Annotated in this window: 22 protein-coding genes; 9 read left to right on the top strand and 13 right to left on the bottom strand. The window is 72.4% G+C overall.

Annotation, left to right across the window (positions count from 1 at the left end; all coding sequences use genetic code 11):
* Nucleotides 1-47: 47 nt before the first annotated feature.
* Nucleotides 48-1,553 carry a type VII secretion integral membrane protein EccD gene (eccD, locus tag ACZ4TV_RS32165; RefSeq protein ID WP_468138743.1) on the bottom strand — a complete coding sequence of 502 codons (1,506 nt, stop codon included), beginning with the start codon at nucleotides 1,551-1,553 and terminating at the stop codon, nucleotides 48-50.
* A gap of 196 nt (nucleotides 1,554-1,749) precedes the next feature.
* On the opposite strand from eccD, the gene eccCa reads away from it, so the two are divergent.
* Together eccCa and ACZ4TV_RS32155 are read left to right on the top strand one after the other, a co-directional pair.
* On the top strand, nucleotides 1,750-5,757 hold the full coding sequence (gene eccCa / locus ACZ4TV_RS32160; protein WP_468138742.1) for a type VII secretion protein EccCa: 4,008 nt from the start codon (nucleotides 1,750-1,752) through the stop codon (nucleotides 5,755-5,757).
* A 130-nt stretch (nucleotides 5,758-5,887) separates the two neighbouring features.
* On the top strand, nucleotides 5,888-6,133 hold the full coding sequence (locus ACZ4TV_RS32155; protein WP_351288755.1) for a DUF397 domain-containing protein: 246 nt from the start codon (nucleotides 5,888-5,890) through the stop codon (nucleotides 6,131-6,133).
* 84 nt (nucleotides 6,134-6,217) lie between these two features.
* Here ACZ4TV_RS32155 and ACZ4TV_RS32150 read toward each other — a convergent pair whose 3' ends face one another.
* From ACZ4TV_RS32150 to eccB, 4 genes are all read right to left on the bottom strand, one after another.
* Nucleotides 6,218-6,523 carry a WXG100 family type VII secretion target gene (locus ACZ4TV_RS32150; RefSeq protein WP_468138741.1) on the bottom strand — a complete coding sequence of 102 codons (306 nt, stop codon included), beginning with the start codon at nucleotides 6,521-6,523 and terminating at the stop codon, nucleotides 6,218-6,220.
* A gap of 43 nt (nucleotides 6,524-6,566) precedes the next feature.
* Complete coding sequence (locus ACZ4TV_RS32145) at nucleotides 6,567-6,914, bottom strand: WXG100 family type VII secretion target (RefSeq protein WP_468138740.1); 348 nt, start codon at nucleotides 6,912-6,914, stop codon at nucleotides 6,567-6,569.
* A 212-nt stretch (nucleotides 6,915-7,126) separates the two neighbouring features.
* Nucleotides 7,127-8,383: a type VII secretion-associated serine protease mycosin gene (gene mycP / locus ACZ4TV_RS32140; RefSeq protein ID WP_468138739.1), complete on the bottom strand. Its 1,257-nt coding sequence runs from the start codon at nucleotides 8,381-8,383 to the stop codon at nucleotides 7,127-7,129.
* Between the two features lie 11 nt (nucleotides 8,384-8,394).
* Entirely contained in the window at nucleotides 8,395-9,978 is a 1,584-nt protein-coding gene (eccB, locus tag ACZ4TV_RS32135; protein ID WP_468138738.1) for a type VII secretion protein EccB, read from the bottom strand.
* 276 nt (nucleotides 9,979-10,254) lie between these two features.
* On the opposite strand from eccB, the gene eccE reads away from it, so the two are divergent.
* From eccE to ACZ4TV_RS32120, 3 genes are all read left to right on the top strand, one after another.
* Nucleotides 10,255-11,535, top strand: a complete 1,281-nt coding sequence (eccE, locus tag ACZ4TV_RS32130; RefSeq protein WP_468138737.1) for a type VII secretion protein EccE — start codon at nucleotides 10,255-10,257, stop codon at nucleotides 11,533-11,535.
* On the top strand, nucleotides 11,532-12,230 hold the full coding sequence (locus ACZ4TV_RS32125) for a hypothetical protein (protein WP_468138736.1): 699 nt from the start codon (nucleotides 11,532-11,534) through the stop codon (nucleotides 12,228-12,230). The genes eccE and ACZ4TV_RS32125 overlap by 4 nt, the downstream gene beginning before the upstream one ends.
* A gap of 106 nt (nucleotides 12,231-12,336) precedes the next feature.
* Nucleotides 12,337-14,688 (top strand): SCO5717 family growth-regulating ATPase, encoded by a 2,352-nt coding sequence (locus ACZ4TV_RS32120; RefSeq protein ID WP_468138735.1) that lies wholly within the window; start codon nucleotides 12,337-12,339, stop codon nucleotides 14,686-14,688.
* Between the two features lie 112 nt (nucleotides 14,689-14,800).
* On the opposite strand, the gene ACZ4TV_RS32115 is transcribed toward ACZ4TV_RS32120, so the two are convergent.
* The 8 genes from ACZ4TV_RS32115 to rimP all read right to left on the bottom strand — a co-directional run bounded on the left by ACZ4TV_RS32115 (nucleotide 14,801) and on the right by rimP (nucleotide 23,508).
* Nucleotides 14,801-15,757: a bifunctional riboflavin kinase/FAD synthetase gene (locus ACZ4TV_RS32115; RefSeq protein ID WP_468138734.1), complete on the bottom strand. Its 957-nt coding sequence runs from the start codon at nucleotides 15,755-15,757 to the stop codon at nucleotides 14,801-14,803.
* Nucleotides 15,758-16,400: 643 nt separating this feature from the next.
* Nucleotides 16,401-17,309, bottom strand: a complete 909-nt coding sequence (truB, locus tag ACZ4TV_RS32110; protein ID WP_468138732.1) for a tRNA pseudouridine(55) synthase TruB — start codon at nucleotides 17,307-17,309, stop codon at nucleotides 16,401-16,403.
* Nucleotides 17,306-17,758 carry a 30S ribosome-binding factor RbfA gene (rbfA, locus tag ACZ4TV_RS32105; protein WP_468138730.1) on the bottom strand — a complete coding sequence of 151 codons (453 nt, stop codon included), beginning with the start codon at nucleotides 17,756-17,758 and terminating at the stop codon, nucleotides 17,306-17,308. The genes truB and rbfA overlap by 4 nt, the downstream gene beginning before the upstream one ends.
* Nucleotides 17,759-17,797: 39 nt before the next feature.
* Entirely contained in the window at nucleotides 17,798-18,091 is a 294-nt protein-coding gene (locus tag ACZ4TV_RS32100; RefSeq protein WP_468138729.1) for a DUF503 domain-containing protein, read from the bottom strand.
* A 185-nt stretch (nucleotides 18,092-18,276) separates the two neighbouring features.
* A complete protein-coding gene (infB, locus tag ACZ4TV_RS32095; RefSeq protein ID WP_468138728.1) occupies nucleotides 18,277-21,402 on the bottom strand; it encodes a translation initiation factor IF-2 in 3,126 nt (1,041 codons plus the stop codon).
* A gap of 148 nt (nucleotides 21,403-21,550) precedes the next feature.
* Entirely contained in the window at nucleotides 21,551-21,838 is a 288-nt protein-coding gene (locus tag ACZ4TV_RS32090; protein ID WP_468138727.1) for a YlxR family protein, read from the bottom strand.
* Nucleotides 21,839-21,982: 144 nt separating this feature from the next.
* Nucleotides 21,983-22,993, bottom strand: coding sequence for a transcription termination factor NusA (gene nusA / locus ACZ4TV_RS32085; RefSeq protein ID WP_468138726.1), 1,011 nt, complete (start codon nucleotides 22,991-22,993; stop codon nucleotides 21,983-21,985).
* 2 nt (nucleotides 22,994-22,995) lie between these two features.
* Nucleotides 22,996-23,508 (bottom strand): ribosome maturation factor RimP, encoded by a 513-nt coding sequence (rimP, locus tag ACZ4TV_RS32080; RefSeq protein WP_468138724.1) that lies wholly within the window; start codon nucleotides 23,506-23,508, stop codon nucleotides 22,996-22,998.
* Nucleotides 23,509-23,675: 167 nt separating this feature from the next.
* On the opposite strand from rimP, the gene ACZ4TV_RS32075 reads away from it, so the two are divergent.
* Genes ACZ4TV_RS32075 through ACZ4TV_RS32060 form a run of 4 tightly spaced genes read left to right on the top strand, consistent with a single transcriptional unit; the run spans nucleotide 23,676 to nucleotide 26,711 of the window.
* On the top strand, nucleotides 23,676-24,260 hold the full coding sequence (locus ACZ4TV_RS32075; protein ID WP_468138723.1) for a hypothetical protein: 585 nt from the start codon (nucleotides 23,676-23,678) through the stop codon (nucleotides 24,258-24,260).
* Between the two features lie 29 nt (nucleotides 24,261-24,289).
* Nucleotides 24,290-24,724 (top strand): ferritin-like domain-containing protein, encoded by a 435-nt coding sequence (locus tag ACZ4TV_RS32070; RefSeq protein ID WP_468138753.1) that lies wholly within the window; start codon nucleotides 24,290-24,292, stop codon nucleotides 24,722-24,724.
* A gap of 16 nt (nucleotides 24,725-24,740) precedes the next feature.
* Nucleotides 24,741-25,643 carry an aminoglycoside phosphotransferase family protein gene (locus ACZ4TV_RS32065; RefSeq protein WP_468138722.1) on the top strand — a complete coding sequence of 301 codons (903 nt, stop codon included), beginning with the start codon at nucleotides 24,741-24,743 and terminating at the stop codon, nucleotides 25,641-25,643.
* A gap of 42 nt (nucleotides 25,644-25,685) precedes the next feature.
* Nucleotides 25,686-26,711 carry a slipin family protein gene (locus ACZ4TV_RS32060; RefSeq protein WP_468138720.1) on the top strand — a complete coding sequence of 342 codons (1,026 nt, stop codon included), beginning with the start codon at nucleotides 25,686-25,688 and terminating at the stop codon, nucleotides 26,709-26,711.
* The last annotated feature ends 151 nt before the right edge of the window (nucleotides 26,712-26,862 follow it).

Here is a 26,862-nt window from a genome sequence, read left to right as displayed (position 1 = left end):
CACAAACGGCCGTCACACAGCGTACCAGGCTGCCGGGACGCGCCGTCTCAGCTCGTGAGAGCGCGGGCCCGGGAGTAGACGTCCAGCACGGCCAGGGTCAGCGGGACCAGGCTCAGCAGGACCGCCGCCTCGGTGAGGTCGAGCAGCCTTCCCCAGAAGGGTGACAGGCCCTTGCGGGGAATGACAAGCGCAATTCCCGCGAGGAGGGCCGCGCCGGCCGCGACGGCGGCGGTCAGCCAGATCGTACGGAGGTCCAGGCCGCTGCGGTCCTGCTCCATGACCAGGGCTTCGAGCAGGTCGGTCGGCGGGTGCAGGGCCATGCCCAGGATCAGGAGCGCGACGGCGGCGAGGCCGGCGGTCAGGGCGCACACCACCTGGGAGGTGTAGCGGAAGAGTCGGGCGCGCAGCAGCATGGCGAGGCCGGTCGCGAGGGCCAGCAGGCGGCCCCAGGTGTTGTCGGAGAAGCCGAGGACGGCGGCGGCCGCGACGGCGACCGCGGCGCAGCCGCCGACCAGGCCGAGGAGCATCTCGTGGCCTCGGCGGGCCTGGGCGGCGATCGCCTCGGCGTCGAGCGGGGCGCCCTGCTCGTGCTGTTCGGAGCCGGACCGGTCACCGTACGGCTCGGTCTCGTAGCGGTCCGGGGTCTCGTAATCCTCGGTGGCGCTCTGCGGGGCGGCGTAGCCGATGGGCAGGCGGGCGAAGCGGGCGGACAGGCCGGGGAGGAAGGCGACGAGGCCGATGGCGACGGGGGCGCAGACGGCGGCGGTGTAGGTGGCGGAGGCCTCGGTGGTGATGGCCACGAAGGTGGCGAGGGTTCCGGTGGCGGCGACGAAGGTGGCCGCGACGAAGGGGGCGTCGCCGCTGGGGGTGAGCGCGACCAGGGCGACGGAGGCGACCAGGACGCAGACGCAGCCGATCAGGAACTGGAGTCGGCCGGGGCCCTGGCCGGCGGCCGGGGCGATGATCCCGGAGCCTGCGATCAGCAGATGCGGGAAGGCGCCGAGGCCGAGCGCCACGGCGGAGCCCCGGTCCCGGTAGACCCGGGCGCGCACTCCGGCCACGCCGGTGAGCAGGACGCCCACGGCTCCGGCGATGACGCCGGGCAGGCCGTGCATGTCGTGGCGGAGCGGGTCGGCGTACCAGAGGACGAAGCCGAGCATGACGAGCAGCACGGCGGCGCCGGCCAGGCCCGCGCCGCGCAGCATGTCGTCGCTCCAGCGGTGCCGGTCGCGGACGACGGCGGAGGCGACGGCGTCGGACACGTCGTCGAACACCGCGGGCGGCAGGGACTCGGCGAAGGGGCGCAGGCTGAGCACCTCGCCGTCGAGGACCTGCTGGGCTGCGAGGGTGCGCGCACCGTCGAGGACGGTGCCGGAGCGGCGTACGAGGTGGAAGCCGGTCGGGGCGCCCACGGGCTGGGTCTGGCCGGTGAGGCGCAGCAGCTCGGGGTAGACGTCGGCGACCGCGATGTCCTCGGGGAGGGCGACGTCGATGCGGCTGTCGGGGGCCACGACGGTGACCCTGCAGAACCCCGTCGTACCGGCCGTACTCACCTGTGTGACCCCCCTGGTTGGTGCCCGCACCGGCGGACGATTCGCGGATGCGCATACTGCGCGGGCCACCCTACCGGGCGTATGCCCGACGGTCGGCAAGTAGGATCACCGTCGCGTGGGGGAGACCCCCTTCGCGCCCGGGACTTGAGGGCGCCGGTAGCGACGTCCCGTCCGTTTTCGAGGGATTGATGCTCCGGTGAGCCAGATCGTCGTCAAACGCCCGCCGCGGTCCCTGCCGCCCGAGGTCCCCTCGGACGAGCTGCGGTTGGAGGCTCCGCCGGAACTTCCGCGCGGGCAGCAGGAGGGCATGCTGATGCAGCTCCTGCCGATGCTCGGCATGGGCTCTTCCGTCGTCTTCTTCTTCATGCCGGGTGCCGCGCCCTTCATGCGCATCATGGGCGTGCTGATGCTCGTGTCGACGGTGGCCATGGTCGTCGCGCAGCTGGTGCGCCACCGGCGCGGTGCGCAGGGGCAAATGGCCGACGTGCGCCGGGACTACCTCAAGTACCTCGCGCAGACGCGTCGTCAGGTACGCCGGACAGCGCGGGCGCAGCGCGACGCGCAGCTGTATCTGCACCCGGCCCCCGAGCAGTTGTGGTCCGTGGTGGCGGAGGGTTCGCGGCTGTGGGAACGGCGCGTCGGCGACCAGGACTTCGGGCAGGCCCGGCTCGGTCTGGGCTCGCAGCGTCTGTCGACCGCGCTGGTGGCGCCGGAGACGGCGCCGGTCGACGAGCTGGAGCCGCTGACCGCGGGCGCGATGCAGCGTTTCCTGAAGGTGCACTCCTCGCTGGACGGGCTGCCGGTGGCGGTGTCGATCCGGGCCTTCTACCACGTGACGGTGTCCGGGGAGCCGGACTCCGCGCGCAGTACCGCGCGGGCACTGGTCGCGCAGTTGGCGACGCTGCACTCCCCCGAGGACCTGATGGTGGCCGTGGTGGCCGCGCCGGGTGCGGTGCCCTCGTGGGACTGGACGAAGTGGCTGCCGCACACGCAGGTCCCGGGTCAGGTCGACGGGGCCGGTACGAAGCGGCTGTTCGGCGATGACCTCGCCGAACTGGAGGGGCTGCTCGGCTCCCGGCTCGAAGGGCGGCCGCGGTTCAGCCGCGAGACGTCCCCGGTGCTGGACCAGCCGCACCTGGTGGTCGTGCTGGACCCCAACTCACCTCGCGGTGGTCTGGTGCCGCCGGATTCGGTGTTCGCGGCGGCCGAGGGTCTGCAGGGCGTGACCATCGTCGAGGTGGTCGCGGGCGAGCTGGACGAATCCCCTCGCTCCGCTGGGGAGACCCCATCGCGCGGATCGCTGTCGGTCGTGGTGCGGCCGGGCCGGCTGCGCCTGGAGTCGGGCGCGGGGGTGGCGTACGAGGGCTCCCCGGACACGCTGTCGCTGCCCGCGGCGGAGGCGCTCGCGCGGCAGCTGGCGCCGCTGCGCACGGGCGGCGGGGACGACGACGAGCCGCTGCTGGCGAATCTGGACTTCACGGACCTGCTGAACCTGGGCGACGCGGCCGCGGTCGACGTGGCGCGGACCTGGCGGCCGCGGTCGGCGGGTGAGCGGCTGCGCGTGCCGATCGGTGTCGGCGAGGACGGCGCTCCCGTCATGCTGGACCTCAAGGAGGCCGCGCAGGAGGGCATGGGCCCGCACGGTCTGTGCGTGGGTGCGACCGGTTCCGGCAAGTCGGAGCTGCTGCGCACGCTGGTGCTGGGTCTGGCGGTCACGCACACCTCGGAGACGCTGAACTTCGTCCTCGCCGACTTCAAGGGCGGTGCGACCTTCACGGGCATGGGGCAGATGCCGCACGTCGCGGCCGTCATCACCAACCTGGCGGACGACCTCACGCTCGTGGACCGCATGGGCGACTCGATCCGCGGTGAGCTGCAGCGCCGCCAGGAGCTGCTGCGTTCGGCGGGCAACTACGCGAACATCCACGACTACGAGAAGGCCCGCGCGGCCGGCGCCCCGCTGGAGCCGCTGGCCTCGCTGGTGCTGGTCATCGACGAGTTCAGCGAGCTGCTGACGGCGAAGCCCGACTTCATCGACATGTTCATCCAGATCGGCCGCATCGGCCGGTCGCTGGGTGTGCACCTGCTGCTGGCCTCGCAGCGCCTGGAGGAAGGCAAGCTGCGCGGGCTGGACACGTACCTGTCGTACCGGATCGGTCTGCGGACCTTCTCGGCGGCGGAGTCGCGGACCGCGATCGGCGTGCCGGACGCCTATCACCTGCCGTCGGTGCCCGGTTCGGGCTACCTGAAGTTCGGCACGGACGAGATGACCCGTTTCAAGGCGGCGTACGTCTCGGGCACGTACCGCTCGGGCGGGCCCGACCTGTCGGTGGGGCTGTTCCCGGTGGAGCGGCGGCCCGCGCTGTTCACGGCGGCCCCGGTGCCGGTGGTGTACGCGGCCCCGGACCCGGCGTACCTGGCGGCGCAGCAGGCGCAGTCGGCGCGGGAGGACGACGCGCTCGCCGACACGGTGCTAGACGTGATCGTGAGCCGGCTGGAGGGGCAGGGGGTGCCGGCGCACCAGGTGTGGCTGCCGCCGCTGGACCAGGCGCCGCCGCTGGACCAGTTGCTTCCGGCGCTGGCGCCGAGCGCCGAGCGGGGGCTGCACGCGGACGGGTACACGCGGCCCGGCGGGCTCGTCGTACCGCTCGGCCTCATCGACAAGCCGTTCGAGCAGCGGCGCGAGGTGCTGTACCGGGACTTCTCGGGTGCGGCGGGCCACATGATGGTGGTGGGCGGTCCGCAGTCGGGCAAGTCGACGCTGATGCGCACGCTGATCTCCTCCTTCGCGCTCACCCACACCCCGCGCGAAGTGCAGTTCTACGGGCTGGACTTCGGTGGTGGCAGTCTTTCGGCGGTCGCCGAGCTGCCGCACGTGGGCGGGATCGCCTCGCGTCTGGACCCGGAGCGGGTGCGGCGTACGGTCGCGGAGGTGGGGGGCATCCTCAACCGCCGCGAGGAGTTCTTCCGCGCGAACAACATCGACTCGATCGGCACCTACCGGCGCCGTCGGGCGGCGGGGGACCTGCCGCACGAGCCGTGGGGTGACGTGTTCCTGGTCGTCGACGGCTGGGGCACCTTCCGCGGCGAGTACGAGGGCCTGGAGCAGATCGTCACGGACATCGCGGCCCGCGGTCTGGGATACGGCATCCACGTGGTGATCACCGCCGCCCGGTACATGGAGGTCCGGGCCGCGCTCAAGGACCAGATGCTCAGCCGCCTCGAACTGCGGCTCGGCGACACCATGGACTCCGAGTTCGACCGGAAGGTCGCGGCGAACGTCCCGCCGGGGATGCCGGGCCGCGGTCAGGTGCCGGAGAAGCTGCACTTCCTGGGCGCGCTGCCGCGGATCGACGGGTCGCACGAGGCCGGGGACCTCTCGGAGGCCACGGCCGCCTTCGTGGAGGCGGTGAAGGAGAACTGGACGGGCCAGGCGGCTCCGGGCGTACGGCTGCTGCCGCGGCTGCTCCACTCCGACCAGCTACCCAAGGGCGGGGAGCACCCCGGCCGCGGGATCGCGATCGGCATCGACGAGACCGATCTGGAGCCGGTGTTCGTCGACTTCGACGCCGACCCCTTCCTCCTCGTCTTCGGCGAGAGCGAGTCGGGCAAGACGAACCTGCTGCGGCTCATCGCGAAGCAGATCTCGGAGCGCTACACGCCGGACCAGGCGCGCCTGGTCGTAGGCGACTACCGGCGGAGCCTGCTCGGGGCGCTGCCGGAGGAGCACCTGCTGGAGTACGCGCCGATGGCGAGCTCCCTCCAGATGCACATGGAGGCGCTGGGCGGGGTGTTCTCGCGCCGGCAGCCGCCGACCGACGTCACTCCGCAGCAGCTGCGCGACCGCAGCTGGTGGACGGGTCCGGACGTGTTCATCATCATCGACGACTTCGATCTGGTGTCCACGAGCCAGGGCAATCCCCTGGCACCGCTGGTGGAGTTCCTGCCCTTCGCCCGGGACACGGGCGTCCGCTTCATCATCGCGCGCAACTCGGCGGGTGCCTCGCGCTCGCTGTACGAGCCGTTCATGCAGCGGATCAAGGAGCTGGGCGCGCAGGGACTCGTCCTGTCCGGCGACCCGTCCGAGGGCGACCTGGTCGGCAATGTGCGGCCGCGTCCGATGCCGCCGGGCCGGGCGTACTTCGCCTCGCGCAGGCGGGGTACCTCGCTGGTCCAGCTCGGCCGGATGCCGGGCGCCGTCTGAGCCCCTCCCGGTGGCCGGACGCCTCCTCGGCACCGGGCCCACCGGGGGATCGGGTGGAAACCTGGCCCGGCCGGCGGCGCAGCACCGATAATCGGTGGTGAAGACCGCGCCACCGAGGGAAAGGCCACCCATGGGCACCCAGCAGGAGAAGGACGAGCTGTACGCGCTCGACATCAGCGGTGTGGAGTGGGAGGGGCCGCCGGGGACCAGCCCGGACGAGGAGCGGGTCGAGATCGCCCGGCTTCCGGAAGGTGCGGTGGCCATGCGGTCCTCGCTGGACCGGGAGACCGTGCTGCGCTACACCGCCGCCGAGTGGGAGGCCTTCGTACTGGGGGCCAGGGACGGCGAGTTCGACCTGGACCGCCACCGGCCCTGAGGGACCGGCAGGATACGCCGAAGGGGCGCGCCCGGTGTGGGCGCGCCCCTTCGGCACGTACGGCCTGGCGTGCGGGTGCCGGGCTCAGTAGGCCTCGGTGAACAGGCGCGAGGCCTTCACGTCGGTGGCGCGGTAGTCGCCCTTGCCGCGCTCGATGAGCGTGGCGACCTCCGCCAGCTTCTTCTCCATGTGGTCGGCCTTGGCCTTGTACTTGCCCTGGAGGATGACGTACTCGCGGTGGGCCTCACCGTCCCAGGTGTCCGTGACGACCTTCAGTGCCTGGTCCATCGCGGCCAGGTCGTCGACGATCTTCTTGGAGACCGCGCGGATGCGGTCGGCCATCTGCTGGACGGTCTCATACCGGACCCGGGTCCCGTCGTTACCCGACATGTTCTTCTCCTTCTCCTGCGGCCAACTGGAAAACGGCGCGTGGTCAGATGTTGTTGAGGCCGGAACCGTTGGCGCCCTTGCCCGAGCCCGCGGCGGCCGCCTTGAACGCAGCCCTCACCTCGTCGTCCTGGGCGTTGCTGAGGTTCTTGGTCTGCGCCACCGCGTTGTGCAGGACGCCGAGCAGCCTGCGGATCTCGTCGTGATCCTCGTTGATGGTGACCTGGGCGGCCGTGAAGCCCGAGGCGCCCACACCGGTCCAGCCGGCGCTCACGGTGGCGATGATGTCGGCCAGCTCGCGGGACTGCCTGGTGACGGCGTTGGCCGTCTCCTCGATCTTGTTCTTCGCCTGGACGACCGGATCGTCCGCAAGTCCGAAGGTGTTCGTGCTCATCGAAGCTCCTCACTTCTCAATTCGCCGGCAGAACCGGCGGATTGCGCGGCGGAGCAGATCGTGCCCGGCGCGGTTCGAGCCACACGTCCTGGACGTCCCCCTCCGCTTCACGCGATCCCCCGATCACACTCGTGAAGCCTGGTGCCACTCTAGCCAGTTGATCGGCCAGCCCCAACACCGGTGACTCGCTCCCGTTGACGGACCGGAACCGTTCACTGCAAACGGCGTCGGCGGTTGCGGGCGTCCCGGACGACCGTCGCGGTTCCTGCGATGACGGCGATGAGGACGGCGCCGATGCCGAGAGCGTACGTGCCGAGCCGCTCCTCCCGCTCCTGGGCCGTCTCGGTGAGGTGCAGTGTCCCCGCCTGCGGGGCGGCCGCCGGGGGCGGGCCGGGATCCGGTACCGGGGCCTTCGGGGCCTGCTGGTCGTGGCCGAGGGCGCGCACCGGGTCGACGATGCCCCAACCGACGTAATCGTCACGGCCCTTGATCGAGCGTTCGGCGGTGTTCTGGATCTGCCAGACGATCTGCTGCGCGGACCAGTCGCCGTGCTCGGCGCGCAGCAGGGCGGCGACCCCGGCGACGTACGGCGCGGAGAAGCTGGTGCCGTTGTCGAGGCACTGGCCGAAGCCGGGGACGGTGGAGACCATGTCGACGCCGGGCGCCGCCGCCCCGATGAAGTCGCCGGGCTGGGAGAACGCGGCGCGTTCGTTGTTGCGGTCCGAGGCGCCCACCGCGAGGACTCCGGGGAAGGCCGCCGGGTAGGTCTTGCGCTTCTCGCCGCTCATCCCGTCGTTGCCGGCCGAGGCCACCACCACGACGTTGGCGGCGATGGCCTTCTGGACCGACTTGGCGAGCTCGGAGTCCGCGGACAGCGGCACGTCGGTGTCCTGGGAGATGTTGATCACTTGGGCGCCCTTGGCCACCGCGTGGTCGATCGCCTGGCTCAGGGACAGGGCGTTGCCCTTGCCCTGCCCGTCGTTCTGGCGGATCGGGATGATCGTGGCGTCCGGGGCCAGCCCGACGAAGCCGGTGCCCTCCTGGGGCCGGGCCGCGATCAGCCCGGCGACCTTGGTGCCGTGGCCGACGGTGTCGCTCGTGCCGTCGCCGCCCTTGGGGTCGACGAAGTCCTTGCCGGCTCCGGTGTCGAGAGCGCCGCTGAGCTGCGGGTTCGCCCGGTCCACGCCGGTGTCGATGACGGCGACCCGGACGCTGGCGCCGTTCTTGTCCTTGCCCTTGGTCTGCGCCCAGAGCTCGTCGAGCAGGAGCCGCTGGAGGGCCCAGGGGCGGTCCGCGATCTGCTTCTTCATCGGGAAGGTGCACTCCCCCGCGCCGTCGAGGCGCATGGCGTACGGGGGGTGCGGCGCGGCGGTGGCAGCCGCCGGGGCCGCGCTCCCGCCGCCGGAGACCAGGGCGAGGGCGAAGGCGGCGGCGAGGAGCGCGCGCCGGGTCTTCCGGGGCTGGGGCATCGGCGGCTTCCTCACGAACCCTGGGGCTGGCGGGCGGAGTTGGTGTCCAGGCGCGGGCCCTTGGAGAGGAACTCCGACCAGGCGATGGGCACCATGGCCGGGGTGACGCTTCCGTAGCCGAGCCTGACCTGCGCCTGGCTGGCCTCGGGACGGCCGTCCGTGGTGCCCTTCGCCTGCTGGTCGGGCGCGCCGATCTTCGACTTCTCGGCGTCGCTGTCGCCGTTGGCCTGGACGGCGTAGCGCAGGCCGGTGTCGGTGACCAGGAAGAGGGAGCCACCGGCCGTGGTCTGCTTGCCCTGGACCTGGGTGTAGAGCAGTCCCGAGCCCGGGGTGACGTACGCGCTGGTGCCACTGGCGGTGATGTCGATGGGGAAGCCGGTACCGGCCCAGGTGCTCAGGGTCTGGTTGCCCTGGCCGTCGACCGAACGCAGGACGTTGCAGACGGTGTCGCGGTTCGCGGAGCCGGCCGCCTGCGTGCCGCCGCCGGCCGGCGCGGTCTGGTTGATCCGCTCGGTCTTCTTCTGCGGCCACTTGACCTCGCCGGCGAACGGGGCGGCGTCCGGGTCGAGCGACTGGAGGTCGATCTCGCGGGCCTTGCCGTGCATGTTGAGGGCGTCGGTCGCGGGCGCCGAGATCAGCAGCCAGGCGACGAAATCGGAGACCGGTGCGACCTTCCCGGGCAGGACCACGTAGTGCTGCGCTCCGGAGCCGGTCTGGGCCTTGAGCACCATGCCGACCTTGTTGTCGGCGGTGATCAGGCCCTTGACGTCGGCGTTGGCACCGACCTTGCCGGGGATCTGCGGGAAGTTCAGGTCGTCGCCGGAGTTGAGGGTCCCCAGCCATTCCGGGCTGACCTGCTGCGGGGTGGCGCCCGTGCCGACCAGGGCGTTGGTCATCGTTCCGGCCGCCGGGGTGCCCTCGGGGAACTTGTACTTCGTGCCCGTCGCGTCGACCAGGTAGCGCTCCTTGCCCGCGCCGGCGCTCTGCACGTACAGCGACTGGGTGTCGGTGAGCCTGCGCGCGTCGTCCGTCTTGTCCGCCTCGCGGTCGGCGAGGACGAAGGTGGCGGTCTGCACGCCGCGGCCGTTGCCGCCCGGCTGCTGGCAGACGGCCCAGCGCTTGGCCTTGCCGGCGTCCGCCTTGGAGGGGAGGCGGTCGGGGGCGTACGGGATGCCGATGATGGGGCCACGCGGCGGCCTGCCCGCGTCGAGGACCTTGTCCTCGACCTGGATCACCTTGAACTTCTGCGGATCCAGCAGGAGTCGGGCGGAGGCGAGGTTCAACACCGGGTGCAGGCGTGTCTGGTCCTTGCCGTTGACCTTCGTCGTCAGGACCACGTACCGGGTCGTCGAGTCCTTGCCGACGATGACCCTCGTTCCGGGCTCCGCCCAGCCCTTGGGGGCCGTCGGCTTGAACATGCCCCAGGCCCCGAACCCGGCGAGCACGAGAGCTCCGACGATCACGCCCGGGAGGACCGCGCGCAGCGGGCGCGGTGCGCCCTCCTCGGTCCCCGTGGCGGAGGGCTGGAGGAACGCGGCCACCGTGCGCCGCTTCGCAAAGGTGTACGCGTTGAGCTCATCACGTCGTGATGCCATGACCGTCTGCTTCTCCCCGCACGGCCCGGCCGGTGAGTACGGTCCCCGGGCCTCGATTGTCGGACCGGGCACCTACTATGCCTCTTGACGGACGGTATGCACGGGCCGGGTAGGGTGATGCTGCCGCTCAGCGCCTTCCGGACCGCCGTGTTGAGGGTCATCAGTGCATCAGGGCTTGTTGGAGTGGGTTGGGAGGCTTCCGGGGGCCATGCGACAGGTGTCGCGGAGCGCCGGAGCTCATGGGGTCTGGCCCCGGAAAGGGGAAGTGCGCGAGTGATGGCCACCGCGACGGAGCCGCAGACCGGCGCGCCCGCACCCGCACCCGCACGCGGAGGGGTGACGCCACACCCGAAGTCGAGCCCCGGCCGCTTCGGTCCGTTCCGACTGCAACAGCTCGTACTGCTCCAGGTCGCGGCCGCCGGTCTGTTGGTGGCCTGGGTGGTCGAACCGCTGCTGCTGGTTCCCACCGGTGTACTGGCCCTCGTCCTGGTGGTGCTCGCGCTCGTACGCCGCCACCAGCGCTCCCTGCCGGAGTGGATCGGCAGTGCCCTCGCGCTGCGTGCGCGGCGGAGCCGGGCCGCGTCCTTCGTCGTGCCGGCGGGCACCGAGCCGGGGCTGGCGCCGCTGGTCGAGGCCGATCCGGCGCTGCGCACGCTCACGTTCGGCGACCGTGACCGGCGTCCGGTCGGGATGATCGGCGACGGGACCTTCCTGACCGCGGTCGTCCAGGTGGACACGGACGCCACCGCGCTGCGGCCCGACCGGGCGGCGCGCCCGCTGCCGCTGGCCGTCGTACGGGACATCCTCGAAGTGGACGGCATCCGGCTGGAGTCCGCGCAGCTGGTGCAGCACACCCAGCCGGCGCCGGCCCCCCACCTGCCGGCCCAGTCGATGGCCGCGCGCAACTACGCGCCGCTCCAGGCCCGGACCGGCACCCCGGCGGTGCGGCTGACCTGGATCGCGCTCAAACTCGACCCGGAGCTGTGCCCCGAGGCGGTCACCGCGCGCGGTGGCGGGCTGGCGGGCGCGCAGCGCTGCGTGGTGCGCGTGGCGGACCAGTTGGCGAGCCGGCTGGCCGGGGCCGGGTTCAAGGCCACCGTGCTGCCCGAGCAGGAGCTGACGGCGGCGCTGGCGACATCCTCGTGCGCGAACCCGATGGCGATCACCCAGGCCGGCCGGTCGGCCAGCACCGGGCGGCGCACCGAGGAGACTTCGCGGACCTGGCGCTGCGACGACCGGCGGCACACGACGTACTGGATAGGCCGCTGGCCGCAGTTGGGCGGCGCGGGGGCGGCGGCCCTGCCGCAGTTCGTGGCGCTGCTGACCTCGCTGCCCGCGCTCGCGACGACCTTCAGCCTGACGATGGCCCCGGCGGAGCGGCAGGGCGTGACCCTGACCGGACACGTACGGGTGACCGGGCGCAGCGACGAGGAACTGGTCACGGCGCGCCGCGAGTTGGAGAGGACCGCGCGGGGCGTGAAGACGGGGCTGGTCCGGCTCGACCGTGAACAGGTGCCGGGGCTGCTGGCTTCGCTGCCGCTGGGAGGGGCGCGATGAGGGGCGGTTTCGGGCTGGTCGGCCCGCGGCGGGAGCGGCACGTGGTGCCCGCGGTGGACCTGGACTCACTGGCGCTGCCCGTCGGGGACGACGGGGTCGTCATCGGCGTGGACGCCGAGGGACGGCCGGCGGTGCTCGGCATCAACCGGCCTACGCCGTACGAGGTGACGCTGATCGGCGGTCTGTGGACGGCGCAGGTACTGGCGCTGCGCGCGGCGGCCACGGGCGCGCGCGTCGCGGTGGAGACCGGGCGCGGGCAGGTGTGGTCCGGGCTGGCCCAGGCGGCGGGCGGCGGACAGCAGTGCGTGACCCTGCACGAGGTGGGCCGCGTCCCCCCGCAGGGCGCGTCGGCGGGTAGCCCGGTGCTGGTGGTCCGCGACTGCGGGATGCGGCCGCCGCGCGGGCGCGTGGTGGCCGGGCCGTGGCAGTCGGTGCTGACCCTGCTGCCGTATCTGAGCCCGACGGCACCGCGGTTGCTGCAGCAGTCGTCGCTGGTCGGCGTGCAGCGGGTGTCCCCGGACGAGGCGCGGCAGATCGGCCGCCTGATGCAGTTGCCCCGTCAGGCGGTGGAATCCCTGCCGACACTGGGCGACGGGGTGACCCTGTGGTGCACGCCACGGGACCGGCAGTTCGTGATGACCCAGGGGACGGAAGCGGAGACGGGTCTGCTGGGCGGGGCTCGGCGCATCGACTGACCCCGGCCCCCGAGGGGGGCGGACAGTGGTGTCGGGGCGCGATTAGGCTGGGTCCGGGCGCGGCGAGGTGGGCGCCGGACCAATGTTCGACAGACCAGGAGGACCAGTGAGCGGCGATCGGAACGAGAGGCGCGGCGGGGCGTGGGACGTCCCGACGGACGATCAGTCCGACGCGGAGCCCGAAGTGACGGGCGAGTTCACCATCGACTACACCCCGCCCGCCTGGTACACACAGGGCGCGGCCCCGGCCCCGACTCCGGCCCCGGCCGCGCAGGTGCCGGGGCTCCCCGAGGGCAGTGGCTTCGAACCCCATCACCCGTCGGACGTGGACTCGCCGTCGACGATGCGGATCGCTCCGCCGGCTCCGCGGACCCCGTCCGAGGACGCGGTCCTGCCCGCGCCGTTCACGACTCCGGCTCCGGTCCCGGCCGAGGCGGTCACGCCGCATCCGGCTCCGGCGCTGCCGTACTCGCCTCCGGCTCTGGCTCCGGTCCCGGCCACGGCTCCGGCCGAGGCGGTCACGCCGCATCCGGCTCCGGCGCTGCCGTACTCGCCTCCGGCCCCGGCTCCGGCTCCGGCTCCGGCCGCAACTCCGTCCCCGGCCGAGGCGGTCACGCCGCATCCGGCTCCGGCGCTGCCGTACTCGCCTTCCGCCCCGGCTCCGGCTCCGGTCGAGGCCGCCCCGTCGGCGCCCGAAGCCCCGGCTCCGGTCGCGCCGTTCACACCTCCGGCTCCGGTGGCCGACGTGCCCGCGGCAGCGGCCGAGGACGTCACCCCGGATCCGGCACCCGCACCGGCACCGGCTGACGCCACGCCCGCGCCGTTCTCGGATGCGGTCCCCGCTCCGGCCTCGGCACCCGTCGACGAGGTTCCGCCGTACCCGGCTCCGGCGCCCGTGGCCGAGCCGGTCGCCGACGCGCCCCCGGCCGAGGGGACGCCCGTACTGCCCCCCGCCGAGGAGGAGGCGGCGGCGCCGGTCAACCTTGCGGACGTACCGCGAGCCGACGGGACGACCCCGTTCGGGGGACGCGCCGACGAACTGCCGCCGTTGCCCGCCGCGTTCGCGGCTCAGGACGCCTACGCGTTCCCGCCGCCGGCGCCCGCCCCGGTGCAGCAGCAGCCCCAGCAGCAGCCTTCGCAGCCGCAGCCCCAGCAGCCCCAGCAGCCCCAGCAGTACGAGTACGACCCCCGCTCCGCCGGGCAGTGGCCCGTCGGGCCGTCCCAGCAGCCGCCGCAGCCCCAGCCCCAGCCCCAGCACGACCCGCGTTACTCGGCCGGTCCGAGCGGCGGCGGGGCGCCGCTCGGCTACACCGCTGCCGTCGAGCTCTCCTCCGACCGCCTGCTGCGCAACAAGCAGAAGCCCAAGAACAACAACAACAACGGCGGCGGCCTCTTCCGCTTCGGCGGCAAAGCGGCCGAAGCGGAGCGCCAGCGCAAGCTGGAGCTGATCCGCACCCCGGTCATGTCCTGCTACCGGATCGCCGTCATCAGCCTCAAGGGCGGCGTGGGCAAGACCACGACCACCACCGCCCTCGGCGCCACCCTCGCCACCGAACGCCAGGACAAGATCCTGGCCATCGACGCGAACCCCGACGCCGGTACCCTCGGCCGCCGCGTCCGCCGCGAGACCGGCGCCACCATCCGGGACCTGGTCCAGGCGATCCCGTACCTGAACTCGTACATGGACATCCGCCGGTTCACCTCGCAGGCGCCCTCCGGTCTGGAGATCATCGCCAACGACGTGGACCCGGCCGTCTCCACGACCTTCAACGACGAGGACTACCGCCGCGTCATCGAGACGCTGGGCCGCCAGTACCCGATCATCCTCACCGACTCCGGTACCGGTCTGCTCTACTCCGCCATGCGCGGCGTCCTGGACCTGGCCGACCAGCTGATCATCATCTCGACCCCCTCCGTGGACGGCGCCAGCAGCGCCAGCACCACCCTCGACTGGCTGTCCGCGCACGGGTACGCCGACCTCGTCTCCCGCTCCCTCACCGTCATCTCGGGGGTCCGCGAGACCAGCAAGATGATCAAGGTCGAGGACATCGTGCAGCACTTCGAGACCCGCTGCCGCGGCGTCGTCGTGGTGCCGTTCGACGAGCACCTCGCGGCCGGCGCCGAGGTCGATCTGGACATGATGCGGCCCAAGACGCGCGAGGCGTACTTCAACCTCTCCGCGCTGGTGGCCGAGGACTTCCAGCGGGCCCAGCAGCAAGCCGCGCAGGGTCACTGGGGAGCGCCGCAGCAACCCCAGGCTCCTCAGCAGCCCCACCAGCAGCCGCCTCAGCCCCAGCCACACCCGCAGCCGTACGGCCAGCCCCAGGGCCAGTCCCCGTACCAGCAGCCCCAGCAGCCCTACGGCCAGCCCTACCCGCAGCCCGGCCAGCCCTGGCAGCAGCCCCAGCCCGCCCAGCAGCCGCCGCAGCAGCCCCCGCGCGACCCGCGCCTCGGCTGACCGCAACAGAAAGGGCCCGTACCACCCGGACCGGATCGAGATCCGATGCCGGGGTGGTACGGGCCCTGTTCCTGTTTCTGTTGCTGTTCTTGTGCCCGTGCCCTGTCGTCCGTCAGCGCCGCGCGTCGTACGCGTCCGTCAGCACCCGCGCCCGCTTCACATCGTCCGCGATCGCTTCTAGCAGCCCGTCCAGCGACTCGAACTTCGCCATCCCGCGCACGTACGCGAGGAAGTCGATCGCCACGTCCTTCCCGTACAGGTCCAGCCCGACCCGGTCGATCGCGTACGCCTCCACGGTCCGCTCGGTCGCGTCGAACTGCACGTTCGTCCCCACCGAGATCGCCGCGGGCATCCGCTCGCCGTCCGCCGTCAGCCAGCCCGCGTAGACCCCGTCCGCCGGGATCGCGGTGTGCGGCTGCGTCTCGACGTTCGCCGTCGGGTAGCCGAGCTCGCGCCCGCGCTGCGCACCGCGCACCACCACGCCCTCGACCCGGTGCGGGCGCCCCAGGATCTCGGCCGCGCCCTCCATGTCTCCCTCGGCGACCAGCTTGCGCGCCAGCGTCGAGGAGAACGGCACGCCGCCGCCCGCCTCGCCCCGCTCGACCAGGTCCACGACCTCGACCTCGTAGTCGTACGTGGTGCCCATCTCGCGCAGGAAATCGACGTTCCCGGCGGCCCGGTGCCCGAAGCGGAAGTTCGGGCCCTCGATGACCGCCCGCGCGTGCAGCTTGTCGACGAGCACCTTCACGATGAAGTCGGCCGGGGACAGCTTCGAGAACTCCGCCGTGAACGGCAGGATCAGCAGCGCGTCAACGCCCAGCCCGGCCATCAGCTCGGCACGCCGGTCGTACGGGGCGAGGATCGGCGGGTGACTGCCGGGACGGACGACCTCGCTCGGGTGCGGGTCGAAGGTGACCACGACCGCCGGCAGCCCGAGCGTGTGCGCCGTGGCCACCGCCCGTCCGATGATCAGCTGATGTCCTCGGTGCACGCCGTCGTAGGAGCCGATGGTGACGACGCTGCGTCCCCAGTCCTGGGGGATGTCCTCCAAGCCACGCCAGCGCTGCACTGTGACCGCTCCTCGCCCGAACCCGTTTAGTCCTTGAACTGATTGCCGATTGCAGGTCTAAGACTGCCATGCCGGTGGCCGGTGCCCCGCATCGGCATCTGGGTGGGACGGCTGCCGCGTCATATCGTCACGCCACGTCCGGCGCGGCCCTTACCTCGGGCGAGGCGGTCCGCAGCAGGTCCAGCACCAGCGGGCGCAGGCTCGGCGCTGCCGGACCGGAGCCGGGTGGCTGGCCCGCCGTCTGCGGCGCCGCTGCCGGGGGCTCTGCCCCCGGACCCCCGCGCCTCAAACGCCGGCGAGGCTGAAGGGAGCTGGGTCCTGCGGCCCAGCCGGAGCCCCGGAAGCGCTGTCACGTCCGCCGCCGCGCGCCCGCCCGGCGAGATCGCAGATCCTGACGAGCTCCGCCATGGCCGCACCACTCCCGCACCGCTCCCCCGCAGCGCCCCGTGCTCACGACGGTAGGCAGGAGAAGATCAGCACGAAAAGCACGCGCGGTGAAAGCGCCCCCTTACGCTCCCTCCATTCACTCCGCGCGCCTGCTCGGACGGGTGAATACCGGGGTCCGGGTGGATAGAGACCTACCCGAGGGGGGTCGTGGAGCGGTGAGCAGCAATCCATGTGCGCTCACCGCTCCACGTCAACGTCAGACGAAGACCGCGAGGGACTTCGCCTTCCCGTTCTTGCTCTCGACGAGCCCGAGCAGCTCGCCCTGCGGCCCGAAGACCGCGACCGTGCGGCCGGCCTCGTACGCCTCCGGCATGTCGATCCGCACCCCGTTGGCGAGCAGCGAGGCCCGCCGGGCGTCCAGGTCCCACCGCGGGAAGGCCGCGGCGGCCGCCTCGCCGATCGGCATGACGGTCAGCTCCTCCTGGAGCTGGTCGAGCGTCCGCGCCCGGTCGATCTTGTACGGGCCCACCCGCGTGCGGCGCAGCGCGGTGAGGTGCCCGCCGACGCCGAGGTCGGCGCCCAGGTCACGGGCGAGGGCGCGGATGTACGTACCGCTGGAGCAGACGACGGAGACGACGAGGTCGACGACCTTGGTGCCGTCCTCGGCCTGCGCCTCCCGCATGTCGTACACCTGGAACGAGGAGACGGTCACCGGCCGCGCCGGGATGTCGAAGTCCTCGCCGTCCCGCGCGCGCTTGTAGGAGCGCACGCCCTTGATCTTGATCGCGCTGACCTTGGACGGGACCTGCATGATCTCGCCGGACAGCTTGGCGACGCCCGCGTCCACGGCGTCCCGGGTGACCCCGGTGGCGTCCGTGGAAGAGGTGATCTCGCCTTCGGCGTCGTCCGTCAGGGTGTTCTGGCCCAGACGGATCGTGCCCAGGTACTCCTTCTCCGTGAGCGCGAGGTGGCCGAGGAGCTTGGTGGCCTTCTCCACACCCAGGACCAGCACGCCCGTCGCCATCGGGTCGAGCGTGCCGGCGTGGCCGACGCGGCGGGTCCTGGCGATCCCGCGCATCTTGGCGACCACGTCGTGCGAAGTGAACCCGGACGGCTTGTCGACGATGACCAGGCCGTCCGGGGTCTTCCCTGCGTTGGTGCTCATTCCGCGGCTGCGTCCTCGTCGTCGTCCTCGCCCGGCTTCTTGTACGGGTCGGCCTCTCCGGCGTACTGCGCACCGGAGGACACCTCGCGTACCTGGGCGTCGGAGGCGCGCGCCTTGTCGAGGAGGTCCTCGATGGTCTTGGCGTTCTCCGGGAGGGCGTCCGCGACGAAGGTCAGGGTGGGCGTGAACTTGGTGCCCGCCGCCCGGCCGACCGCGGAGCGCAGTACGCCCTTGGCGCTCTCCAGGCCCGCTGCCGCGCTGGCCCGGTCCTCGTCGTCACCGTAGACCGTGTAGAAGACCGTAGCCTCCCGCAGGTCGCCGGTGACCCGGGTGTCCGTGATGGTCACGTGCGTACCGAGGCGGGGGTCCTTGACACCGCGCTGCAGCTTCTGCGCCACCACCTCCCGGATGAGGTCCGCCAGCTTCTTCGCCCGCGCATTGTCGGCCACTGGTCCGTCTCCTTCTTCTTCTTGCAGACAAGCTATAAGTCAGTCTTCATCACCGTGGAGGCGCCGTCGTACGGACAGCAGCTCCACTTCCGGACGCGCCGCGACCAACCGCTCGCAGCGGTCGAGTACGTCCGAGACGAACCCCGCGTCCCCACTCACCAGGGCGACCCCTATGCGGACCCTTCGGTACAGGTCCTGGTCGCCCACTTCAGCCGCGCTCACGGAGAACTTTCGTTGGAGCTCGGCGACGATGGGCCGGACGACGGAGCGTTTCTCCTTCAGCGAGTGGACGTCGCCGAGGAGCAGGTCGAAGGACAGAGTCCCCACGTACATGCAGTTCCGGATATCCCGCCGGTGCGGGTTCGGTGGCCTGCCGGGCCGTCACCCGGGAGGATCACCCGGCGCTCGCGCGGCCGGGTCACCAGAACCGTACACGCAACGGCCGGGGCCGATCGACGGATATTCCGCCGACCGGCCCCGGTGTTACGAGTTACGACACGGTGCGAACCGCCTCGCGCTTACGCGCGGGGCTTCTCGCGCATCTCGTACGTCGCGATGACGTCGTCGACCTTGATGTCGTTGAAGGAACCGAGGTTGATACCGCCCTCGAAGCCTTCGCGGATCTCGGTGACGTCGTCCTTGAAGCGGCGCAGACCGGAGATGGTGAGGTTCTCCGCGACGACCTTGCCGTCGCGCAGGAGCCGCGCCTTGGTGTTGCGCTTGACCTCGCCGGACCGGATGAGGACACCGGCGATGTTGCCCAGCTTGGACGAGCGGAAGATCTCGCGGACCTCCGCCGTACCGAGCTCGACCTCTTCGTACTCCGGCTTGAGGAGACCCTTCAGGGCCGCCTCGATCTCCTCGATGGCCTGGTAGATCACCGAGTAGTAGCGAACGTCGACGCCCTCGCGGTCCGCCATCTGCGCGGCACGGCCGGCCGCACGGACGTTGTAACCGATGACGATGGCGTCGGAGCCCATCGCCAGCGAGATGTCGGACTCGGTGACCGCACCCACACCGCGGTGCAGGACCCGGATGTCGACCTCTTCACCGACGTCGAGCTGGAGCAGCGAGGACTCGAGAGCCTCGACCGCACCGGACGCGTCGCCCTTGATGATGAGGTTGAGTTCCTGGACCAGACCGGCCTTGAGCACGGAGTCGAGGTCCTCGAGGGACACGCGACGGACGCGCTTGGCGAAGTTGGCGTTGCGCTCACGCGCAGCACGCTTCTCGGCGATCTGACGGGCCGTACGGTCCTCGTCCACGACGAGGAAGTTGTCGCCGGCGCCGGGGACGTTGGTGAGACCCAGGACCAGGACGGGGGTCGACGGACCCGCTTCCTCGACGTTGTTGCCCTTGTCGTCGAGCATGGCGCGCACTCGGCCGTAGGCGTCGCCCACGACCATCGTGTCGCCGACGCGGAGGGTACCGCGCTGGACGAGGACGGTGGCAACGGCACCGCGGCCGCGGTCGAGGTGGGACTCGATCGCAATACCCTGAGCGTCCTGCTCCGGGTTGGCGCGGAGGTCGAGCGAGGCGTCGGCGGTGAGGACGACGGCCTCGAGCAGGGAGTCGATGTGCAGGCCCTGCTTGGCGGAGATGTCGACGAACATCGTGTCGCCGCCGTACTCCTCGGCGACCAGACCGAACTCGGTGAGCTGACCGCGCACCTTGACCGGGTCGGCACCCTCGACGTCGATCTTGTTGACCGCGACGACGATCGGGACGCCGGCGGCCTTGGCGTGGTTGAGCGCCTCGATCGTCTGCGGCATGACGCCGTCGTTGGCCGCGACCACGAGGATCGCGATGTCGGTCGACTTCGCACCACGGGCACGCATGGCGGTGAACGCCTCGTGACCCGGGGTGTCGATGAAGGTGATGCGACGCTCTTCGTCGTTGACCTCGGTGGAGACCTGGTACGCACCGATGTGCTGCGTGATGCCGCCGGCCTCGCCCGCGACGACGTTCGTCTTGCGGATGGCGTCGAGCAGTCGGGTCTTACCGTGGTCGACGTGACCCATGACGGTCACGACCGGCGGACGCGGCATGAGGTATTCCTCGCCGCCCTCGTCCTCACCGAACTCGATGTCGAAGCCCTCGAGGAGCTCGCGGTCCTCTTCCTCCGGGCTGACGATCTGAACCGTGTAGTTCATCTCGCCGGCCAGCATCTCGAGCGTCTCGTCGGAGACGGACTGCGTGGCAGTGACCATCTCGCCGAGGTTCATCATCACGGCGACGAGCGACGCCGGGTTGGCGTTGATCTTCTCCGCGAAGTCGGTGAGGGAGGCACCGCGCGACAGGCGAACGGTCTCGCCCTGGCCGCGAGGCAGCATCACGCCGCCGACGGACGGGGCCTGCATGGCCTCGTACTCCTGGCGCCTCTGACGCTTGGACTTGCGACCACGACGGGCCGGACCGCCGGGACGGCCGAAGGCACCCTGCGTGCCACCACGGGCACCGGGACCACCGGGACGTCCACCGAAGCCGGGACGACCGCCGCCACCCGCGCCGGCCGGGCCGCCGCCGAAGCCGCCGCCACCGGGACGCGGGCCACCGAAGCCGCCACCGCCGCCGGGACGCGAGCCCGGACCGGCCGGACGACCGGCGAAGCCGCCGCCCGCGGGACGACCGGCGCCACCGGGACGACCTGCGCCACCCGCACCGGGACCACGGCCACCAGGGCCGCCACCGGGACGCGGACCGGGACCACCGGCAGCAGGACGCTGCGGCATCATGCCCGGGTTGGGACGGTTACCACCGGGAGCACCACCCGGACGCGGGGCGCCGCCCTGCGGACGGGGCATGCCGCCGGGGGTCGGACGACCTGCGCCCTGGCCCTGCGGGCGAGGAGCGCCGCCGGGACCGCCCTGCGGGCGGGGAGCACCCTGGCCGCCGCCGGCGCCGGGGGCACCGGGACGGGGCGCGCCGGCCGGCCGGGGCGCCTGCGGGCGCGCCATGCCGGTGGAGCCACCGGAGGTGAAGGGGTTGTTGCCCGGACGGGGACCGGCCGGACGGGCGCCCTGCGGACGCGGGGCCTGGGCGCCGCCCGCGGGGCGGGGGGCCTGGCCACCGGGAGTGGCGCCGGCCGGGCGCGGGGCGCCGGGACGGGCGCCGGACTGGCCACCCTGACCCTGAGCCGGACGCTGCTGCGCCGGACGGGGACCCGGGGCCGCGGCGGCGGGACGCTCGGTGCGCGCCGGGGCGGCCGGAGCCGCCGGAGGCGCGGAGAACTCGGTCGCCACGGGCGCCGCCGGAGCGGGCTTCGGGGCGGCCGGAGCCTTCGGGCCGGGACGCGGGCCGGAGGCGGCCGGAGTCACCGGGGTGCCGGTGGCCGGAGCCTCGGCGACGACCGGCTTGGGGGCCGGTGCACCGGGCTTCGGGGCAGCGGGACGTGCCGCAGCGGCCGGGGAGGGCGCTGCGGGCTTGGCGGGCGCGGCCTTGCGGGGCGCGCCGGGCTTTGCAGCGGTCTTGCCGGCGTTGCCGCCGGGCCCCTGCAGTGCGTCAGTCAACTTGCGTACAACCGGCGCCTCGATCGTCGAGGACGCCGAACGGACGAACTCACCGAGTTCCTGGAGCTTGGCCATGACGACCTTGCTCTCAACTCCGAACTCCTTGGCGAGTTCGTATACCCGGACCTTAGCCACTTCGCTCCTTTTAGGTCCGGGTTACGCCGGACCGTTGCTACTTCATGGGCGTACTCATCGCGTACTCATCGAGTGCTCATCGCAATCTCGACCTACTTCCAACTCGCGAGGTACCTGACCGCACGGGGTATCCGTGCCGTTCTACGTCTTACGGTGTGGCCCCGGTGTCACCGGCCACGGCTTTGCGCAGGTTCACCGTGTCGAGCACTCCGGCGGACCGGAGGGCCCGGGGGAATGCGCGGCGGCGAACCGCCTGGTCGAGGCAGACCACGGTGGGGTGCACGTAAGCACCCCGGCCGGGCAGCGTACCGCGATGATCGGGGACGCACGCGTCCTCGATCGCCACGATGCGCAGCAGATCGCTCTTGGCCGCTCGCTCCCGACACCCCACACAGGTGCGTTCGGGGCGTGCGCGGGCTTGCGTCCGGCCAGACACGCCTAAGTCTACCTCCCCGCACCGACCTCTCCCCCGACAAGTGGCGGGCGAAAAATCGAACGGCTGTTGTGTTGTCTTGATCCACCGCCGAAACAGCAGCGGTGCTTCCTGTCTACCGTCCGGGTAGCCCCGTCCGGTACCGGTTTATTCCCCGCCCCGGTCCCGGTCCGCGTCCGGGGACGCCTCGGTGTCGGGCCGGATGTCGATGCGCCAGCCCGTGAGCCGCGCGGCGAGGCGGGCGTTCTGGCCCTCCTTGCCGATGGCCAGCGACAGCTGGTAGTCGGGCACGGTCACCCGGGCGGAGCGGGAGTCCCAGTCGACGACCTCGACCTTGCTCACCCGGGCGGGTGACAGCGCGTTCGCGACCATCTCCGCCGGGTCGTCCGACCAGTCGACGATGTCGATCTTCTCGCCGTGCAGTTCGGCCATCACGTTGCGCACCCGGCTGCCCATGGGGCCGATGCAGGCGCCCTTCGGGTTGAGGCCCGAGCGGGTGGACCGTACGGCGATCTTGGTGCGGTGACCGGCCTCACGTGCGATGGCCGAGATCTCGACGCTGCCGTCGGCGATCTCCGGGACCTCCAGCGAGAAGAGCTTCTTCACGAGGTTGGGGTGGGTGCGCGAGAGGGTCACGGACGGACCGCGGACACCCTTCGCCACGCGCACGACGTACGCCTTCAGGCGCAGACCGTGGGTGTACTCCTCACCGGGGACCTGCTCCTGCACCGGCAGGATGGCCTCCAGCTTGCCGATGTCGACGAGGACGTTCTTCGGGTCCTTGCCCTGCTGCACGACGCCGGTGATGACGTCGCCCTCCCGGCCGGCGAACTCGCCGAAGGTCAGGTCGTCCTCGGCGTCGCGCAGACGCTGCAGGATCACCTGCTTGGCGGTCGTCGCCGCGATCCGGCCGAAGTCCGACGGGGTGTCGTCGAACTCCTTGGGCTCCTGGCCCTCTTCGAGATCCCTCGGGTCTTCCGTCGCCCACACGACCACGTGACCGTTGGTGCGGTCCAGCTCGACGCGTGCGCGGCGGAAGCTCCCCTCGGTCCGGTGGTACGCGATGAGGAGGGCCGACTCGATCGCCTCGACGAGCAGGTCGAAGGAGATCTCCTTCTCCCGGACCAGACCCCGCAGGGCACTCATGTCGATGTCCACGGCTACGCCTCCTCTTCCTTCTTGTCCTTGCGGTTGAACTCGATCTCGACACGCGCCTTGACGATGTCGGTGTAAGCAATACGGCGGGCGGTCGCCTTGCGGCCCTTCACGCCCGGGACTTCGAGGTCCAGGCCCTCGTCGTCGGCATCGAGGATGCGGGCGACCAGTTCCCCGGCGCCCTTGTCACCTTCGGCGGAAAGCTGGAACTTCACGAGACGGCCGATCGCCCGTACGTAGTGACGGTGCTCGGTCAGCGGACGGTCGGCGCCCGGCGAGCTCACCTCGAGGACGTACTCGTCCTCACCCATCACCTCGGTTTCGTCGAGCTTGTCGGAGACCTCGCGACTCAGCTCGGCACACGCGTCCAGCTCCACGCCCTCGTCGGAGTCCACGATGATCCGCAGCATCCGGCGCTTGCCCGCCCTTGACAGCTCGATCTCTTCGAGGTCCAGGCCCTTGGCGGCGACGAGCGGCTCCAGCAGTCCGCGCAGCCTGTCGCTCTGGGTGGTGCTCATCCGGGTGACTCCTCGGCCGCGTGTGCTGTTGTGATTTCCGTCGTGTGTCAGGTCAAAGGGTATCCGGTGTCGGAGGGTGTTGCCGTCCGCCCTGTGGACAGGGCCCCGGGTACCGTGATCACACCCTGCCCCGCCCTCAGCCCAGCCATCACCCGAAGGACGTCGCCGTGCCCTGGACTCTGTCTTCGAGACCCTCGCGCAGGAGCCTGCTCGCCGGTGCCGCCGGTGCCGCCGGCGCGGCCGGCGCCGCGCTGCTGACGGGGTGCTCCGACGACCGCCCGACCTACGGCGATGCCGGGATTTCACTCGAACGGCGGATGCGGGAGACGGCCGTTCGTGACAGTGCGCGGCTGCTGGAACGTTACGACGCCACCGCGGCCGCCCATCCTGCCCTGGCCGGGCGGCTCGCGCCGCTGCGCGCCGCCGTCGCGGCGCACGCGGCGGCCCTCTCCCCCGCTCCGTCGGGCTCACCGTCCCCGTCGCCGTCCACGTCCCCGTCCGGCGGTACGGGGGCCGCCGGGTCCGCGGGGGCCGCCGGGTCCGCGGGGTCCGCGGCGAGCGGCGAGCCGGTGCCGGCGAAGCCCGCCGACGCCCTGACGGCCCTCGCGAACGCCGAGCGGAGCCTGTCCGAGGCCCGGACCATCGACCTGGCGGGGGCCCCGGGGGAGCTGGCCCGGATGCTGGCCTCGGTGGCCGCCTGCGGCGCCGTACACGCCTACCTGCTGACCTCGACCCCGGGAGCCGCCTCGTGAAGCCCGAACCCTCCCCCGCCGGCCGGGCCATGGAAGCCGCCCAGGCCGCACTCGCCGCCGAGCACGCGGCCGCGTACGGCTACGGGGTGATCGGCGCCCGGAGCACCGGCGCCCGCGCGACGCAGGCCCGGGAGGCGTACGGCGTCCACCTCGCGCGGCGTGACGCGCTCACCCGGACCGTACGGGAGCTGGGCGGGGCGCCCCGGCCGGCGGAGGCCGCGTACGCCCTGCCGTTCCAGGTGCGCACCGCCGCCGACGCCGAGCGGCTGGCCGCGGTGGTCGAGGACCGGGTGGCGGGCGCGTACTCCGATCTGGTGCGGGCGGCGGAGGGGCCGCTGCGCCGCGAGGCGGCCGACGCGCTGAGCGCCGCGGCCGTGCGCGCGGCACGCTGGCGTGGCGGCGGCGTAGCCTTCCCTGGGCTCTCGGAACGCGCGGACGAAGCGCAACGGGCCCAGCACGGCTGAAAGGGACCACGCACGCATGGCTTTCGAACCGCCGCAGCGGCTTGTACGGGCGCTCGGCGAGCTGCCGGAAACGGCGCAGGACGCGGACTGGCTGGGGCAGTTGCCCCGACTCACCGAGGCCGCGCTGTCCCGGCGCGGGGTACGGGCCCAGCGGGTGCAGGCCCCCGGCGGCCGCAGCAGCCTGGTCGTCCTCGTCACGTACCCCGACGGGACCCCGGCCGCGCTGAAACTGGCGCCCCCGCACGCCCGGCCCGACCTGGAGCTGGCGGCGCTGGCGCACTGGGGCGGTTTCGGGGCAGTACGGGTCCTGGACACGCGGTATCACGAGGAGGACGGGGCGCTGCTGCTGGAGCGGCTGCACCCGGAGGTCTCGCTGCGTTCGCTGCCGGAGGCGAAGGCGCTGCTGGAGGCCAGCGGCACGCTGCGCAGGCTGTGGGTGGCCCCGCCGGCCGGGCACGGGTGGGAGACGGTGGCGCGGCGCACCGAGGAGCAGTCGGCGGCCCTGCGGGCGGCCCCGGCCGAGCTCCGGGCCCTGGCCGACGCGGCTCTGGCGATGCGCACGGAGCTGGTGACGGCCGCGCCGGAGGAACTCCTGCTGCACGGGAACTTCCGGCAGGGCAAGGTGCTGGCGGGCGAGCGGGCGCCGTGGCTGACGGTGGGCCCCGATCCGCTCGTCGGCGAGCGGGCGTACGACCTGGCGCGGCTGGTCCGTGACCGGCTGGAGGACCAGGTGGCCTCCTCCGCGGGGGCGGCGGGCGCCCGGCGCCGGGTGAACAAGCTGGCCGACGCGCTGGAGGTGGACCGGGACCGGCTGCGGGGCTGGACGCTGTTCCGGGCGGTGGAGTCGGGCAACCGGGCGCTGGCCGCCGGGCGGCGCCGGGACGCGGAGCTGTTGCTGGAATTCGCGGCCTGGCTGTAGGGCATACCGTAGGTAGGAAGGTATGTCCGGCAGGGGGCCGTCATGGTCGAAGAACTGCTGACAGCGATAATCGCCGCGGGTACGGGCATCGCGGTCTATCTCGGCGCCGCGGCCCGGGTGGTGAAGCAGTACGAGCGGGGCCTCGTGTTCCGCTTCGGCAGGCTGCGCAACGAGATACGGCCTCCCGGGTTCACGGTGATCGTTCCCGGGATCGACCGGCTCCGCAAGGTGAACATGCAGATCGTGACGCTGCCGGTGCCGGCCCAGGAGGGCATCACCCGGGACAACGTCACGGTGCGGGTGGACGCGGTCGTGTACTTCAAGGTCGTCGACCCGGCGAACGCGATCGTGGCGGTGGAGGACTACCGCTTCGCCGTCTCGCAGATGGCGCAGACCTCGCTCAGGTCGATCATCGGAAAGTCGGACCTGGACGATCTGCTGTCCAACCGGGAGATGCTCAACCAGGGTCTGGAGCTGATGATCGACAGCCCGGCGGTGGGCTGGGGCGTGCAGATCGACCGGGTCGAGATCAAGGACGTGTCCCTGCCGGAGACGATGAAGCGGTCGATGGCCCGGCAGGCGGAGGCGGACCGTGAGCGCCGGGCGCGTGTGATCAACGCGGACGCGGAGCTGCAGGCCTCGCGGAAGCTGGCCGAGGCGGCGGCGGTCATGTCGGAGCAGCCGGCGGCGCTGCAGCTGCGCCTGCTGCAGACGGTCGTGGCGGTGGCCGCGGAGAAGAACTCCACGCTGGTCCTGCCGTTCCCGGTGGAGCTGCTGCGGTTCCTGGAGCGCGCGGCCCCTTCGCCTCCGGCGCCGGTCGCGGGTGAGAGCGCGGCCAAGGCCGTCACCGGGCCCGCTGCGGCGCCGGCCGACCCGGACCAGGCCGGGCCCGCTGCGGCGCCCGCCGAGCCGGACCAGGTCGGACCCTCAGCGGGTCCGGCCGGCGACGGCTCCGGGCCGGACGGGCCCGGGCCCGGGGTGGGGCCGGCCGGCGACGGCTCCGGGCCGGTCCCGGACCTGACCGTGGACGGCTCGCCGCCGGCGGACCCGGACGAGCCGCGCGGGTAGCGGCCGCTGCGCGGAGCCTCTCCCCGCCCCGCCCTTTCGCCGTTTCCCGGGCTCTGCCCGGACCCGGGGGGGGAAGGAAGAGGGGGGGGGGGGGGGGGGGTTCCCCCCCCCCGGGGGGGGGGGGGGGGGGGGGGGGGGGGAATGGCAGGGG

It is taken from the genome of Streptomyces sp. NPDC028910 (assembly GCF_055564955.1).
Note: the sequence above shows the minus strand (reverse complement) of the source record. Positions and strands in the feature narration are given on the sequence as shown.

Bases quoted from the DNA above. Each gene is read 5' to 3' on its own strand.
- eccB (WP_468138738.1), bottom strand. From the start codon at position 9,978: ATGGCATCACGACGTGATGAGCTCAACGCGTACACCTTTGCGAAGCGG.
- ACZ4TV_RS32060 (WP_468138720.1), top strand. From the start codon at position 25,686: ATGGTCGAAGAACTGCTGACAGCGATAATCGCCGCGGGTACGGGCATC.
- ACZ4TV_RS32070 (WP_468138753.1), top strand. From the start codon at position 24,290: ATGGAAGCCGCCCAGGCCGCACTCGCCGCCGAGCACGCGGCCGCGTAC.
- ACZ4TV_RS32150 (WP_468138741.1), bottom strand. From the start codon at position 6,523: ATGTCGGGTAACGACGGGACCCGGGTCCGGTATGAGACCGTCCAGCAG.
- ACZ4TV_RS32125 (WP_468138736.1), top strand. From the start codon at position 11,532: ATGAGGGGCGGTTTCGGGCTGGTCGGCCCGCGGCGGGAGCGGCACGTG.
- ACZ4TV_RS32065 (WP_468138722.1), top strand. From the start codon at position 24,741: ATGGCTTTCGAACCGCCGCAGCGGCTTGTACGGGCGCTCGGCGAGCTG.
- eccE (WP_468138737.1), top strand. From the start codon at position 10,255: ATGGCCACCGCGACGGAGCCGCAGACCGGCGCGCCCGCACCCGCACCC.
- ACZ4TV_RS32155 (WP_351288755.1), top strand. From the start codon at position 5,888: ATGGGCACCCAGCAGGAGAAGGACGAGCTGTACGCGCTCGACATCAGC.
- truB (WP_468138732.1), bottom strand. From the start codon at position 17,309: ATGAGCACCAACGCAGGGAAGACCCCGGACGGCCTGGTCATCGTCGAC.
- mycP (WP_468138739.1), bottom strand. From the start codon at position 8,383: ATGCCCCAGCCCCGGAAGACCCGGCGCGCGCTCCTCGCCGCCGCCTTC.
- rimP (WP_468138724.1), bottom strand. From the start codon at position 23,508: ATGAGCACCACCCAGAGCGACAGGCTGCGCGGACTGCTGGAGCCGCTC.
- ACZ4TV_RS32145 (WP_468138740.1), bottom strand. From the start codon at position 6,914: ATGAGCACGAACACCTTCGGACTTGCGGACGATCCGGTCGTCCAGGCG.
- ACZ4TV_RS32100 (WP_468138729.1), bottom strand. From the start codon at position 18,091: ATGTACGTGGGGACTCTGTCCTTCGACCTGCTCCTCGGCGACGTCCAC.